The 13655-nt window shown below is 67.5% G+C and carries 7 protein-coding genes and 1 pseudogene; 2 read left to right on the top strand and 6 right to left on the bottom strand.

The window, feature by feature from the left end:
* The first annotated feature begins 279 nt into the window (after positions 1 to 279).
* Complete coding sequence (gene mobF, locus ACFPLC_RS42955; protein WP_378194893.1) at positions 280 to 5394, top strand: MobF family relaxase; 5115 nt, start codon at positions 280 to 282, stop codon at positions 5392 to 5394.
* 124 nt (positions 5395 to 5518) lie between these two features.
* Here mobF and ACFPLC_RS42960 read toward each other — a convergent pair.
* A pseudogene (locus ACFPLC_RS42960) lies at positions 5519 to 5953 on the bottom strand (histone-like nucleoid-structuring protein Lsr2).
* A 271-nt stretch (positions 5954 to 6224) separates the two neighbouring features.
* Here ACFPLC_RS42960 and ACFPLC_RS42965 point away from each other — a divergent pair.
* The gene (locus ACFPLC_RS42965; RefSeq protein WP_378194896.1) at positions 6225 to 6995 is read left to right on the top strand and encodes an SAVED domain-containing protein; all 771 of its coding nucleotides are present in this window, start codon (positions 6225 to 6227) and stop codon (positions 6993 to 6995) included.
* Positions 6996 to 7204: 209 nt separating this feature from the next.
* Here ACFPLC_RS42965 and ACFPLC_RS42970 read toward each other — a convergent pair whose 3' ends face one another.
* From ACFPLC_RS42970 to ACFPLC_RS42990, 5 genes are all read right to left on the bottom strand, one after another.
* The gene (locus tag ACFPLC_RS42970; protein ID WP_378194899.1) at positions 7205 to 8080 is read right to left on the bottom strand and encodes a nucleotidyltransferase family protein; all 876 of its coding nucleotides are present in this window, start codon (positions 8078 to 8080) and stop codon (positions 7205 to 7207) included.
* Positions 8081 to 8509: 429 nt separating this feature from the next.
* Entirely contained in the window at positions 8510 to 9184 is a 675-nt protein-coding gene (locus ACFPLC_RS42975) for a hypothetical protein (protein WP_378194902.1), read from the bottom strand.
* Positions 9181 to 11037: a type IV secretory system conjugative DNA transfer family protein gene (locus ACFPLC_RS42980; RefSeq protein WP_378194905.1), complete on the bottom strand. Its 1857-nt coding sequence runs from the start codon at positions 11035 to 11037 to the stop codon at positions 9181 to 9183. Before ACFPLC_RS42980 ends, ACFPLC_RS42975 begins: the two co-directional genes overlap by 4 nt.
* Before the next feature lie 45 nt (positions 11038 to 11082).
* The gene (locus tag ACFPLC_RS42985) at positions 11083 to 12207 is read right to left on the bottom strand and encodes a C40 family peptidase (RefSeq protein ID WP_378194908.1); all 1125 of its coding nucleotides are present in this window, start codon (positions 12205 to 12207) and stop codon (positions 11083 to 11085) included.
* On the bottom strand, positions 12204 to 13631 hold the full coding sequence (locus ACFPLC_RS42990; RefSeq protein ID WP_378236179.1) for an ATP-binding protein: 1428 nt from the start codon (positions 13629 to 13631) through the stop codon (positions 12204 to 12206). The genes ACFPLC_RS42985 and ACFPLC_RS42990 overlap by 4 nt, the downstream gene beginning before the upstream one ends.
* Positions 13632 to 13655: the final 24 nt, after the last annotated feature.

Consider the following 13655-nt stretch of genomic DNA (forward strand, 5'->3'; position numbering starts at 1 on the left):
AGGCGCCGGCAGACGGCGCTGGGGGCGCCTTAGTGCAGGCGCCGGCGCTCGACCGCAGTTTCGGTTCACCACCAGCCCGCCTCACCAACTCCACCCATCCGCCGCACCCCGCCCACCACCACACCCCACCCCGCACCTTCCCCGCCACCCACTCACCCCGCCGACCACGCCACCGCCGCCACCTCACCCTGCCTGCCCTCTACCCCGCACACAGCACCTCTTGCAGACGTTCTGAACCGGGTGGGCGCCGCCGCCTTTTCGGCGTAGTCTGGTGTGGACATGATGGGCTTGCGGAAGCTGAGCCCTGGTGGTCATGAGTACCTCACGAACACGGTGGCGTGCGCCGATCGCAGCCGTGAGCTCGCACCCGGCGAGCTGTTGAGTGACTACTACCTCTCCCGTGGTTACCCGGCAGGCCAATGGTTCGGCGCCGGAGCAGAGCACTTAGGACTCTCCGGCGCAGTCACCCCTGCCCAGATGAACGCCCTGTTCGGCGAAGGCCGGCACCCGGACGCCGACGCCATCGAAGCCGAGATGATCGCCGATGGCGCCACCGCCGAAGAAGCGTTGAAAGCCACCCGGCTGGGGCGCCGGTTCCCGCAGTACTCTGCGCTGGATCACCTGCGCTTCCAGGTGTCGCAGGCGTACAAGGACCACAACCGCCTGCACGGGCGTCCGATCGGCGCCCCGATATCCGCGCAGAAACGTGCTGAGCTGCGTCGCGGCGTGCAGCTACAGGCATACCGCAAGGCCCACGACGGGCAAGGACCTGCCAGTGACACGGAGCTGAACGAGTGGCTTGCGGAGCAGAAGCGCGATCTCAAGTCGGCGGTGTCGGGTTTCGAGATGGTGTTCGCGCCGGACAAGTCGGTGTCGATTGCGTGGGCGATGGTGCAGCCGACGGAGCGGGAGCTGATCGCCGGTCTGGTCCGCCAAGCCGCTCGCGACACGTTGTCCTGGGTGGAGGACAACGTCGCGTTCACCCGCCGCGGGAACATGGGCGAAGCGCAGGTCGACGTCAACGGGATCACCGCGGCGCTGTTCGAGCACTGGGATTCCCGCGCCTCCGACCCGCACCTGCACATCCACGCCCTGATCTCCTCGAAGGTGCAGCGCAGCGACGACGGCGAATGGACCGCCCTCGACGGCCGCACCGTGCTGGCCGCGACCGTCACCGCGTCGGAGTACTTCGACAACCGCCTGCGCGACCTCTTCCGCGAGCAGGGCGCCTCGTGGGTGCAGCGGGGCGCCGAAGGCGTCGACATGAAACGCCCGGTGTGGCAGCTCGACGGGATTCCGGTCGAGCTGGTGAAGCTGTTTTCCCAGCGGCATCGTCAGTTCGAAGCCGCCCGGGCGAAACGCATCGTGGAGTTCAGGGCCAAGCACGGGAAGGAGCCGACGCCGAAGGACATCTTCGCCATCGACAATGCCGCCCAGTACGACAACCGCCCCGGCAAACAACCCCCGAAGACCCTGCCCGAACACCTCGCGGCGTGGCGCGACCACGCGCTCAGCATCGTTCCCGCCACGGTCCTGGACGGGCTGGGCCGGAAGGTGTTCCTCAGCGGACGCGCCGAGCCGGACGCGGTCGACATCGCCAAACTCGCCGAGGTCACGCGGGAGGTGGTGTCGGACAACTACGCGCACTTCTCCTGGTGGAACCTCGCCGCCGAAGCCCACCGCCAGTCCGCGCACCTCCGACTGCCCGTGGACAAGCGGGGACAGCTGATCGTCGATGTCGTCGACACTGTCCTGGCCCAGCCTGACACCCTCGCCCTCGTCGGCCCGACCGCGGTCAACGAGCCGGCCTCGTTGCGTCGACGGGACGGCGAGTCGGTGTTCGTGGAGCACAATTCGACCCGCTACACCACCACCGCCACACTGGCTGCTGAGGGCGACCTGGTCGCCTGGGCTCGCCGCGGCGGCGGGCACCGGCTGCGCGTCGACACCGTCGAGAAGGCCCTCGCCGGGCAGGGCCTCAATGCCGGGCAGACGGAGATGGTGCGCCAGTTCGCCCGCTCCGGACGGCGCCTGCAGCTCGCACTCGCGCCGGCCGGGGCCGGGAAGACTTCGGCGATGAAGGTCCTGGCGACCGCGTGGCGGCGCACCGGGCACCGCGTTTACGCCTTCGGCCCGTCCGCCCGCGCAGCGCAGGAGCTGGGCGCGTCGATCGGGGCGAAGCCGCACACGCTGCACCAGCTGACCACCGCGCTGCGATTCGGGTTCGCCCATCGCGCATTCCCGATGGGGGCCGGCGACCTGGTGATCGTAGACGAGGCGGCGATGGCCGGCACCCACACTCTGCAGAAGGTGGTCAAGTACGCGCTGAACAAGGGCGCGGACGTGCGGCTGATCGGCGACGACGCGCAGCTGGCCGCGGTCGAAGCCGGCGGGGCGATCCGGTTGATCGCCCACGACATCGGTGCGGTGCGGTTCCGGGAGATCGTGCGGTTCCGCGGCGAGGATCGGCAAAAGCAGGCCGCGGCGTCGTTGCAGATTCGGGCCGCGAACCCGAGGGGACTCGAGTACTACTTCGAGTCGGGCCGGGTCAGTAACGGGTCGCTGGAGACGATGCGGAACGCGGCGCGCTCGCACTGGCAGGCCGACCTCGACGCCGGCGTGCAATCGCTTTTGATCGTGCCGACCAACGAAGACACCGTCGCGCTGAACGTCGACGCCCGGGAACGGCGCCTCAACCGCGGCCTGGTCGATCGTGGCCGGGAGGTGGAGCTGCACGACGCCACCACCGCCGGGGTCGGGGACTGGGTCGTCACCCGGCACAACCAGCGACTCCTGTCGCTGTTCGGTGGGAAGGACTTCGTCAAGAACGGCGACGTCTGGACCATCACCGACGTGCACCGCTCCGGCAAGATCACCGTCCGGCACCAGGTGCACAAGGCCGCCATCACGCTGCCGGCCGGGTACGTCCAGGCCCACGTCGAGCTCGCCTACGCCGCCACGGTCAACCGGGTTCAGGGCATGACCAGCACCGGCAACGCTCACCTGCTGGTGCCGCCGACGATGACTAGGGAGCAGTTCTACCCCGGCATCACTCGCGCCATGCTCGGCAACTACCTTTATGTCGTCACCCACCACCACGTCATCGACCAGCACCTCGAAACCCCAGAACCGGTGTCCCCGGAGTCGGTGCTCACCGGTGTGCTGAACCACTCCGGCGCCGAAGTCTCGGCCACCGAGACGATGCGGGAGGCGCAGGACGAGGCGGTGTCGATGGGCACGTTGGTGTTGCGCTACAACTACACCGCCACCTACCGCGACGACGACCGCTACCGCGCCATCCTCGCGCGCAGGGCCCCCTCCACCGTCGATCTCGACAGTGAACCGACGCTGATCCAGACGCTGCGCAACGCCCACGACCTCGGCTGGGAACCCGACCCGCTCGTCGCCGCCGTCATGCGCTGGCGCCAGGCGCTCGACGACGCCGACAACCCGGGCGCCGCGCTGCAAGCCCGGATCAGAAAACACCTTGAGCGCCGTAAGCCACCCTCCCCAACGGCACCTCCGCTACCCGCGGATGTCACTCGCTGGCGGGGCATCGTGGACGCGATCGCCCCGCACGCGGCTGTCGAAGACTCGGAGTGGGACAAGGTCTGGCACCGCGCCGCCGGCGGGGTGGCGGTCGGGTTCGACGTCGACGCGGCGCTGACCGTCGTTGCCCATCAGCTCGCTGCGCGTCCGGTGGTGCCGGATCCGATGCCGGATGACCGCTACGCCGACGCGGCTTTGGCCGCCGAGCTGCAGCGCCGAGGTGAGCGTGGTGAGGCTCATCAGCGCGCCGTTCCGTGGCTGGCCCGTCCCGACTTCGCCCACGTGCGCCATCACCCCGGGCACGCGCAGTACCTGCACGAGATGAACCAGGCGATCGCCGATCGCGTCGAGCAGCTGCGCGCCGCGGCGATTCGGGACCAGCCGGAGTGGACCGCCAGCCTCGAGCCGCGACCGAATAACTTGATTGCCGCCGAGGACTGGGACGACCTCGTCGGCCTGGTCGCCGCCTACCGTGAGACCTTCCGTATCGAGGGCGAGGAGCCGCTAGGTGAGGAGCCCGATAGTCACGGCGCGAGGGCGCACGCCTGGCGCACCCTGAGCGAGCGCTGGGACACCTTCGGGCAGACGCCAGCGTCCGCGTCATCCGCGCCCACGAAGCCACGATCGACGGCTCACACCACCGAGTTGGACGACGTGTTCGCCGAGTTCGATCACGCCGAGGACAGAGTCGCGCTCGAGCCGTTGAACGTGCTTATCCGTCGCTACGAGCTGCTGGCCCGCGACGGTGACGAGGACCGCTACCTCGACGTCCTCGCCCGCTACGTCCCCGACGCCATCAACGCCGCTGCCGAACCGGCCGCTCTGGCGGCGCTAGCTCGCGCCCAGGACCGCGGATGGCAGGCCGAACGTCTCGTCCGCGACCTCGTCGACGACTGCGGATTCAGCTGGGCCCACGACCCGGCCGCGATGCTCGCCAAGCGCATCAACGACCACGTCAGGACCCACGATGCTCCCGCCCGGATCGCCCCGGCGACCGACGAGCAGATCGGCCGCTGGCAGCAGATCGTCGCCGCGCACCTGCCCGACGCCGTCGTGACCGAGGAGCGCTGGGGCATCGTGTGGCGCCACGCCGGCGGCGGCGCCACCGCAGGACTCGACCCCGACACCGCGCTCAGCGACGCCGTCCGCCAGATCGCGGCGACCACGACCGGTGCCGAGAACACCGCCCCCCGGACAACCGGGGTCGCGCTGGTGAGCGCACTTGTCCGCCAGCACGACGCCGGCAACGGGCACCACTCCGCGCTGCCCTGGCAGGCCCAACCCGATCTCGCGCACGCGGCGAACTACCACGGTTCGCTGGAACGACTGGCAACCATGAACGCGGAGATCACCGCACGAACCGACCAGCTGCGGGACCAGGCCGTCCGGGAGCAACCAGCGTGGCTTGCGCATTTTGGTGCACGTCCCGAGGATGCCGCGCTCGCGCGGCAGTGGAATCAGGTTGTCGGGCTGGCTGCGGCGTATCGTGAGACCTACGGCATCACCACCGCCGATGCCGCCTCCCCACTCGGCCGCCAACCCGCCGGCAACGACCTTCGCGCCGACGCCTGGCGGGATATCACCCGGCAATGGAGGCACCTGATGACCACACCAGACCACGAAGACGCCGCCTCAGACGCGATGCTGACCCGCGAATCGCTGCGCGACTCCGCCGACGCCTACGCCGCACGGTTCTACGCTGAACTCGCCGCCGACAAGGCACAGGAAGAGGACGCCAAGGAAGAGCCGGTCGCGTCCGCGCGACGAACCGAACTGGAAGAGGAACTGGTCGACGGCCAGGACCACGGTTACGGCGAAAGCACCCACCGCGGGCTCAGCTACTGAATCCACCCATCGACGACGTCCGGCGAGGACAACCACAAATCGGTCTTGTGACGTCCTCGCCGGACATCGACGTTCACCCGTAATCTCCACCAGGCACTGCTTGCAATGCTTTCAGCTGCCAGCGTTACTTCTTCGCGTCCTCGACCTTCTTGCGAGGAGCACGCTTCCGCGCTACGGGTACACCCTCCTCGACGACGATGGGCTGACCGTCGTTCGCGTCGAATGCTTCGATGATCTCAGCCGGCAGACGGCCGCGCTAGGAGACCGCGTAGCCGTTGGCGGTCGCCCACGCGCGGATCTGGCGTGAACGTTCGCGATCCTCAGCCGCAGTGCCAGGCTTCTTCAGTCGGGTAGACTCCCCGGCGGCAAGCCGCACCTTACGGCCGCCGATGCGTCGCCCCGCTACGACGTAGCGGGCGAGTTCGTCGCGTAGCGCGGCCGCGTTGGCGTCGGAGAGGTCGATCTCGTAGCTCACGCCGTCGATGTCGAAGGGGACCGTCTATTTGGCCACCTCGCTGTCGAGGTCGTCGACCATTTCCACGAGGACTTTCTGCGCCATATCGGGGCCTCCAGTAGCTCGACTTCGACGGCAGCGACTCGAACTCGACTTCCGGCGCGCCGCCAACGTCGCCTGGCGCCCAGCTTAATAGGGTAGTTTTACCTTGGCGAGTCGCCCACGCCCCAGCACAGGCTCCGAACGGACGGTTGCAATGACAGGTTCAGGACGGTCGACTTCAGCTCGGCTGACGGTCGTTGGTTCTGGTTCCAGCGGTTCCACGGGGAAGTGGGTACCTGTCAACGATGGCACTGCACCGCTCACTGTGGGCGGGATGGCCGCAGGCGGGTTTGGGGTCGAGGCCGCTAAGTCGTTCCTGGCTAGCGAGCCCGCTGGGCGATGGTGGTTCGTGCTAGCTTTCGCGAGCGGGATCGTCCTCGTTGCCTTGGGCCTCTGGCTGAGGAATCGCGCACATCGCCGAGTGAGGGTCGGCATCGTAGTCACTGCGTCGGACGATCGGCGCGGGCAAGCACGTGGCCGGCAATTGGAACAACAAGCGGAGACGTTCAGCCAGCGCACATGCACGATAACTCTGAAGACTGGCATCGAATTGACCGGCGACAGCACCTCACGTCACCAACTTATCGACGCTCTCGCCGACGAGACGTTGTCGGCCACCATGATGGCTGAACGCCTCACACCTGACGCGGCCCGAATCAACCTCATTCCTACCATGCCGCTACACGTCGCATTCTGGTTCGGCGCCCGACTGGGGCACACCCACGCCCGTGAGGTAGTGGTACACGCTATTCGGCAGGCGGATGGCGCACCGGCATATTTTCCTGCCACGTTGTTACGCGCAATCGACTCCAGAGTCGAACCCCTGAACGTAGACCGTTTGGAAGCCGTCAACCGTGGCGACCCGAACAAGGTCGCCCTTGCACTGGATCTCCAGGGCCGCGGCGATCAGTTCTTCGACCAGGTGATAGCGGCGTGCCGCCTCCACGGCTTTGGGCGCATCCTCCGGCTCTGGAGCCCGTCAGCAAGACTGGCCGAGAACACCGCCACCTTTACAGGAGCAGTGGAGCAGACCTGCCGCGCCTGACGAGAAGCACCTCTGACCGCCGACGCGCGAACCGGTCGCCACGCGATCTTTCTGAGCGGTCCAGTTGCAATCGCACTCACACTCGGCGCCAGACTGGCCTCGCCAGAGCACCGAAGGTGGACACCGTTCACCTTTGACGCGATCAGCAACACCTATGAGCCTTTCCCGCATTTCGGTCCGACGTAAGCCAACCGCTCGCACGTCTGCCGTCATGTCCACATTCGCTCGTTTGAGAGCATCATTCTGAACCCTCCGTGCATGAACTCCATCCATTGCCGATAGGTTGTGTCGTTGACGAGATCCCAGGGCACGAATGACTGACGCCGACGTTCTGTCTCCGCGACACCGCGAAGATAAGATCCAACCTTCTTTCGCGTTTTATTCAGACTTCGCGATGAATAATAGACATCAGGCACTCCATATGCAACCATCTCCAAGGTCGCCGAGGAAACACCTATTGACGAATCCATGGGAATACTCTGACCCGGGATAGTCGAACGTCTAGTTGCTGGCCCGCGGTACTTGATATCGACGTGGTTCTCTTTTAGGTGGCGGACGAGTTTCTTGAACATACCATCAGTGCGCTGATCTTTTTCTCCGAACTTCGCAATGTACTTTTTGGGATGACTGACCTGCACGCCGTACCCATTCCAGAAAATGACTCCCTGGCCAGCCGTGTTCATCGAAACAGGGGAACTTTCTAAGTACCGCTGACACACAAGGAGATCGACATTGACGTGGCCAGGAAGGACCGGTGCAACTTTGAGTACGCTTCGATTTTTCCCCCACATGACCATCGAACTCAGCCCCGGCGAAATCATCTCGAGGTCATTGCTCAGGCCTTCCGCAACGGCGTCCCTGAACCAGGAGTACTCTGGGCCACTCAAGCCTCTCCGCCACTCGGACACGATCGGATGACACAGTTCAACTACTATGTCGATGTCGCCGTGAGGGTCAACTTGAGTACCCTTCGCATAGGACCCGTGCATGTAGATGTCAAATCCGCAGCCAGCGGGTGTCAACACGCTGGCGACCCGGTCCTTCAAGAATACAAAGGTCGACATCCTGGCGTCGCTGAACGTCATGTTGACGATATTGGCACGTCAGTGCCTCGTCGGCAAACGGGGTTCCGGTGATCACGTGCCGCCATTGGGTCTTCGCAGATCGATCTCCTGGTATGCCCCGAATCCCCTAGCCGCATAGCTGGCCACCAGCGCACCGCCGAGAACCTCAGCACCTACAACGGCTGTTCTCCTGGCCGTGCTCAGGTTCGCACGAGCCAGTAGTCGCGGACATCGCAAACGTAGCGCTACTAGCCGGACGTGCAACCAGGTACGACAGCACAGCACCTAAGGCGACAGCCATCAGCGAAGCCCCCACGTCTGCGAGGCGTTAGAAGTCCCTGATCACAAGCGCAATCCACCGAGTACACCGACAGCGCCGACGTGCTCGGCCACTATTTCGCGCCGACGACGCACCCCGTATGCATCACGATCAGCGACGCACGTGCGCGATCACGACTGTCCAGGCACGCTTTCTGGCTCCGTACCAGCGCTCTCGGCAGCTGCCTGTGCACGTCGTTCGCGATGTTCGAGGGTGAAGCGATCGGGACGGGCCGGTGCGCCGGCGGTCTTGTGGCCGTCGGAGCGGCAGCGCTGATGAACCCACTCGGTGGCCATGCGTTCGGCGAAACCGGGTCGCCAGTGGTCGTGCCAGTACTGGGCATCGCGCGCGGTGGCCTTCTTGCCCAGGTGGGCTTCGCGCCAGGTGTAGGCGAGGGTGGCGATCTCGGCGACCAGGCCGGGGTGGTCCAGCCAGCAGTCGGGAATGGCGAGGGCGCGTGTGCCGGGATTGCCGACGTAGGTCTGGTTGTAGTACTGCACGAAGTGCGCGATCGTGAACAGCGGCGTTTCTCCGCGGTGCTCCTTGTCTTCGGCCGCCTCGGGTGGCAGGAACGTCAGCCACCGCGCCAGCCGCGGATCGCTCTCCGGCTCTTCAGTCAGCTCCGCAAGCTTCTCCGACACCTGCTCGATCTGCCGGCCCAGGACCTTCGCCACGGTCTCCAGCCCAGCGACCACCCTGTTGATCTCGTCCAGTGATCGCGGCTGCGGTTCTTCCGGCTCGTCCGTCGGCTGCCCGTCGTGATCGGCGGCGTCGTCAGGACGTGCGGCGATGTCGTCGTCGTTCATCGCAAATCACCCACGCCGGGAAGCGTCAGTGGGTAGCCGTCAGGAGCAATTGCGGCCTGCCCGGAGCGGATCACGGTGATATCGGCCTTGAGCTGGAGCCAGTCCGGGCGTTGTTCGACGTCGACGGTGCGGCCGAGGATCGGGCGGAGATTGCCGTGCAGGATCAGCACCCGGCCTCGGTCGAGGGTGCGGATGTCGCCGGCGCGCAGCGTCGGGACGGTTTCCTCGCCGCTGGCGCCACGGCCGACGCTGAGCAGTCCGTCGCTGTGGTGCTGATGGGTCCGGCGGCGGTGCTGCCCGGACAGCGTGGACAACCACTCCAGCGTCTTGTCATCCTTCAACCCCGGGAACGCCGTCAGGGTGAGGGTGTTGTCGATCAGCTGCAGCCGGCCGGGTTCGCCATAGAGTTCGTCGAGCTGGGAGCGGGATTGCGCGGACCAGTGGATCAGCACCCCGCGGCCGGCGGAGTCGGCGATGATCGCCGGCAGCCGTGGCACCGGCGTCCCCGCGAACAGCTCATCCAGGATGGCGGTGGTTGGCGGTTCCAGCCGGCGGCGTTCGTGGCGTAGTGCGGTGTCCTGGGCGGTGGTGAGGATCTGCTCGACCAGCGCGGTGAGGACCGGCCGGGCCTGGGGGGCCTGGTGTTCCCCGGCGATGATGAACAGGCTGCCGTGGCGTTGCAGGAACTGGTCGATGTCCAGTTCGTCGGCCGGGCTGGGGGTGGCGAAGTAGCGGATGGCGGGGTTCATGAACGGCTCGATGGCCCGGCGGACCGACATCCAGACCGCGTCGGAAGTCTCGGCGACCATGCCGATCTCCGACTCCAGGTTCTGCGCCAGCTGGGGATACTGCTGCTCCAGCAGTTCCACGGGTTCCCGGTCGGCGGGTTTGGCGATCGACCACCGGACGAGGTCATCTACGGTCCGGTGGTGAGTGGCGGCGGCAAGCAGGTAGGCCTGCATGACGATCGTCGCCCGGCCGCGGAACACCGCGTCGTTGCCGCCGACGTTCTCGAGCCCGAGCGACGACGCTTCGATCAGCGTCTCCGCCCGCCGTAGAGCGACTGCGGGGTCGGCGCAGCCGGTGACCGGGGACCAGCGCGCGTGCGCCGGCCAGGGCAGCGTCCCGGTCGCGTCGATCACCAGCACCGGCCCGGCTCCCGGGCGGCGGGTGCGGGCCAGCAGGCACCACTCGGCGAGATCGTTCTTCGTCGTCGACGCCACCAGCGCGCCCGGCGCCGCGAGCACTTTGTGCACCAGGTCCGTGCGGCTCTTGCCCGAGCGAGTCGGGGCGATCGTCCCGGTCGGGGTCTCCAGCGACGTCACCAGCTGCAGACGACGGGGCCCGCGGTGCAGGGGTACTGCAATCTCCTCGACGGGTGCGGTCTGGCGTTGTTCGTCGGTGAGGTCGCCCCGGGTCCACGCCGCAGTTCTGCGCGCGGCCTCGATCGACAAGGTCTTGGCGATGTCGCGGCGGGTGGCGTGCCCGGCGTCGGTCGGCGCGACCCGTCGCCAGACCGGGATCGCGGCGCCGACGGTCAGGCCGGTGGTGAGCATGGTGATGGTGGTGAACCAGATGTAGAACGCCAGCTGGTGATCGCTGACCGCGCCTGACCACGGGACCGGCAACGCCGGACCGGGATCAGCGGCGTGGAAAGCCACAGTGAGCACGAAGCCCGGCCACGCGATGATCGGCGGCCACGTCCACGTTCCGGCGGCGAAGCCGGTCACCAGGACGGCGGCGGTGACGACGATCGCGCCCAGGGTGCAGAGGATTGCCAGGGCGGCGACCGCGAGGCCCATCAGGGCGACGTCGCGGTCGAGGTCGAGGGTGTCGGTGCGTGTGCGCGGCATCGGCCGCTCCTCCCGGACAGCGGGAGAGCGGCACCACGGCGACGTTCATCGGAGTGGGCTCCCTCCCGGTGGCGGGGAGGGCAGACTGGGGTCGGCGATCCGGCGGATCGCGACGATCTTCGAGGTCCACGCGGAGAGGGACTCGAGAATGACGCCGGTGTCGGTGTCGTAGGCGTCGACGATCAGGCCGTGTCCGGCGTACATCCCGACGTGCCGCGGTACTTTTGCGGTGCCGAGCGCCCCGGGGATGAACAGCAGATCCCCCGGCTGCACCTGCTCGATCGAAGAGACGGCGTGCCCGGCGTGGACCTGGCTCACCGTGCCGGCGGGGATCCCGATCCCGGCGGCGGCCCAGGCCGCGAGCATCAGCCCGGAGCAGTCGTAGGCGTCCGGGCCTTTCGCGCCCCAGACGTAGGGTTTGCCGAGCTGCCCCAGGGCGAAGCCGACTGCGGCGCGCTGGCGGACATCGTCCGGCAGTGTGAACCCGGGTGGCAGCTTGGTCGGGTCGACCCGGCCCGGGTCGCGGGGGACGTCGGATCCGCCCTGGTCTGGGCACAGCGTTTTCGCCTGCACGGCCTGCGTGCCGCCGCCGGGTGCTGCAGGAGTGGGGTTGTCGGGGCCGGTCCAGAAGCGATCCACGATCGCAGCGGCAGTGGGTTCGCGTGGGGCGTAGCGGTCCGGGAATCCGCTGCGCTGGACCGCTTGCTCCGCCTGCCCCGGCGGCACGGTGTCCCAGCCGGGTAGCGCGATGAGGGCGTCGAGGAACTTGCCGGTGGCGTAGACGGGGCTGAGGATCTGCTCGCGGGTGCCCCAGCCTTGGCTGGGGCGTTGCTGGAATACCCCGAGTGAGTCGCGGTCGCCGAAGTCGAGGTTGCGCAGCCCGGACTCGACCATCGCGGTGGCGATCGCGAGGACTGCGGCACGCCGTGGCAGGCGGCGCTGCTGGACGACGTCGACGATGGTGCGGGCGATGTCCATCTCGTCGGCGCCCAGCTGCTGCCGGTCGACCACGATCGACCCGCCGCCCGGACCGCCCTGCTCGCAGCCGCTCAGCTGCACGACCGTCGCGGTCGCGGCCGGTACAACGACGAGCGCCAGCGCGAGGATCGGCAGCATCACCAGCCCGACCAGCGCACCCGCCACGCCGGAGAGCAACCCGCTTGCCTTCACAGCGACACCGCCGGCGACTGACCGTCGGGCAGCCGATGCGATTTCCGGACCAGCTGGGTGTTGGTATCGAAAATTTGCCGCTCAATCCGGCTAAGCACAGTCTGCACCTTGAGGCCGGTACGGTTCTCGATCTTCCACAATGCGCGGCCCTGGCGATCGTTCGCCCATCCGGTTGTGGCCTCGTGCTCTTTCTCCGAGAGCGCAAGGACATCAGCCAGTTCGTTCGCCACGCGCGTGGACTGTCCAAGAAGGATCCGGATCGAGCAGAGGGCGAGCAGGTCGCGGGCGATGGCGACCTCTTGTGATCCGGTGGCGCCGACGGAGAGGAAGTCGCCGGGTTTGTGGCTGACCAGCACCTGGATCTTGCGTTCCGCGCGCGAGAGCCGCAGTTCGCTGTCGACGGCCTGCACCGCGCGCAGCCCGAGACGGAGTTGGCGCCATATCTCGTCGCGGACGACGATCCGCAGCTCCCCGTCCTCTTGCAGATCCGTGGCCAGCGACGACCACGAGCCCAGGCAGGTCAACGCGACAGCGATCGCCTGATCGCCGCGGGTGCGTAACCGCGAGAGGTCGAGGCTCTGGATCGGGGCGTCCCAGTCGACGGTGAAGTTCGTGGCTGCGTCGAACAGCCCTGCCAGTGGTCCGCTGATCAGGTTGGCCAGCGCGTCGGTGATCGACCGGAGGTGGTCCAGGAATTGGCGGCGGCCGACGAAGCGCAGTTCCTGCCACAGCTGCTCATCCGGATCCGACAGCGCCCGGTGAACGTCGGGGATGGTGATCGGCGTCAGGCTGGAGTAGCCGTCGGTGACGCCGAGCAGCTGCCGCAAGACGGCGGAGAGGGCGGCTTCGTCGGTGACGGTGGGCCGGTAGCCCTGGGCTTCGGCCAGCGCGACCAGCAGCTGCACCCAGCGGCCCAGGACCCCGTCGAGCTCGTCGCGTTGCCGGTCGGTCGACCAGGTGTCCCAGCGGGCGGCCAGGGGGCCGAGGTCGAGGGCGTTGAGGCGGGCGGTGCTGCCGCGGCCGAGCATGATCGGCGTGACGCCCAGGGCGTGCAGCAGCGGGGTGTATTCGCCTTTGACGTCGCCGGAGATCAGGGTTCGGACGCCGGTGAGCATCATCCGCAGCAGGAACGCCACCACCGTGGAGGACTTACCTCGGCCGGGTTCGCCGAACAGGACCATGTTCGGGTTGGTGCAGATCGACCGCAGAACGAACTCGACCGGATGCAGGTAGAACGCACCGCCGGAGTGGACGTCATAGCCCATCCGCGCCCCGACCGCCGGCAGCGGGCTCGCCGCCAGCAGCGGGAACAACCCACCGAGCACGTGTGTGCCGGCCTGATACACCTGCAAGGGCGCCGGCACCGGCGACCAGCCGTACCCGGGGCGGGCGAACCCGCGCTGCGGTGCCGCACGCCGGTTCACGCGGCCGGTACGGCCGTCCGCATG

This window comes from Amycolatopsis plumensis (assembly GCF_042652605.1).
GTDB lineage: Bacteria > Actinomycetota > Actinomycetes > Mycobacteriales > Pseudonocardiaceae > Amycolatopsis > Amycolatopsis plumensis.